The sequence below is a fragment of the Okeania sp. genome (assembly GCF_983059655.1).
This window is the reverse complement of the sequence record NZ_CEZPJD010000121.1, coordinates 1-1,700: the sequence shown is the minus strand read 5'-3', so window position 1 is coordinate 1,700 and position 1,700 is coordinate 1. Positions and strand designations below refer to the sequence as shown.

1 protein-coding gene is annotated in these 1,700 nt (G+C 38.4%); it reads left to right on the top strand.

Annotation, left to right across the window (positions count from 1 at the left end; all coding sequences use genetic code 11):
• Window positions 1–104: 104 nt before the first annotated feature.
• Window positions 105–1,184 (top strand): class II fructose-bisphosphate aldolase, encoded by a 1,080-nt coding sequence (gene fba / locus AC3DU7_RS09605; RefSeq protein ID WP_485970063.1) that lies wholly within the window; start codon window positions 105–107, stop codon window positions 1,182–1,184.
• The last annotated feature ends 516 nt before the right edge of the window (window positions 1,185–1,700 follow it).

Here is a 1,700-nt window from a genome sequence, read left to right as displayed (position 1 = left end):
GATAGACAGAATCTTCAATTTGTCTTAATATTGTCGTAAGAATTAAGCTTAAGTAAATCAAATTTACCAATCGGCTAATAACAAAAATATTAGGAGGACAAGGTATGGCTATCGTACCAATGCGGTTATTACTAGACCACGCAGCAGAAAACGGCTATGGCATTCCTGCATATAATGTCAACAACATGGAGCAAATTCAGTCCATTATGCAGGCTGCTGATGAAACAAACAGTCCTGTAATTCTGCAAGCTTCTCGTGGAGCACGTAAGTATGCGGGTGAAATTTTCCTACGTCACTTAATTATTGCTGCCGTAGAAACATATCCTCATATTCCCATCGCCATGCACCAAGACCATGGTAATGCACCCTCTACTTGCTATTCTGCTATGCGCCATGGTTTCACTAGCGTTATGATGGATGGCTCCCTAGAGGCAGATGCTAAGACTCCTGCTAGCTTCGACTATAACGTCAATGTTACTGCTGAAGTAGTGAAAGTTGCTCACTCCATTGGTGTAAGTGTTGAAGGAGAATTAGGTTGCTTAGGTTCTCTGGAAACTGGTATGGGCGACAAAGAAGATGGCCATGGTGCAGAAGGTGTCCTTTCTCGCGAACAACTTTTGACAGACCCAGATGAAGCTGTAGAATTTGTAGAACGTACTCAAGTAGATGCTCTAGCAGTTGCTATTGGTACTAGCCATGGTGCTTACAAGTTTACCCGTAAGCCTACAGGAGAAATTCTAGCTATTAGCCGCATTGAAGAAATTCACCGTCGCCTACCCAATACTCACTTGGTTATGCATGGATCTTCTTCTGTACCTCAAGACTTGTTGGAAATGATCAACAAATATGGTGGTTCAATTCCAGAAACTTATGGTGTACCAGTAGAAGAAATTCAAAAAGGAATCAAGAGTGGTGTTCGTAAGGTAAACATCGATACTGATAACCGTTTGGCCATTACCGCTGCGATTCGTGAAGCTGCAGTTAAAGATCCTTCTAACTTTGACCCTCGTCACTTTATGAAGCCTTCTATCAAGTACATGAAACAGGTTTGTGCCGATCGCTATCAACAATTTGGCACTGCTGGTAATGCTAGCAAAATTAAGGTTCAAACTTTGGATGAGTTTGCTGCTAAATACGCTAGTGGAGAATTAGCTGCAACTACTAAAAAAGCAGTAGCAGTCTAATTTCTGAAATATTTAATTAATTAGTTTAGTTGATGAAAAGCCCTGAAAATAATTCAGGGCTTCTCGTTTTTTTAAGTCAAAAGTTAGAAGTTAGAATTAATACTAAATCCTGTTTTGAAAGAAAGGTTTATCGTGAGGTAAGGCAGAAGGCAGAGGACAGAGGGCAGAAGAGTTAGAAAGGAATTTGAAAAACATGGTTTTGAAAACCGGATTTGGTATAAAAAAATCAAAATAGAAGTTAGAATTAATCGCTTCGATGCCATTTCTTAGTTCATAACTTATAGTAGTTTAACTTAAAGATGAGACGTTTTTTCGTCTGAAACTCCCTCATAGGAATAAAGCTTTGTCTCAATCTGAAAGTCAAATGACTATATTCTATTAATCAAAAGGATATCTTCTGTAAAATCTTTTTATCGCACCTATTATTAGTAACATTATTTTTTCAAACCTGACTTCAGGCAGAAGTACTGATAACTGATAACTGATAACTGATAACTGATAACTGATAACTGATAA

What these genes read in the sequence shown, in the direction of transcription:
- fba (WP_485970063.1), top strand. Translation starts at nt 105, where the DNA reads ATGGCTATCGTACCAATGCGGTTATTACTAGACCACGCAGCAGAAAAC.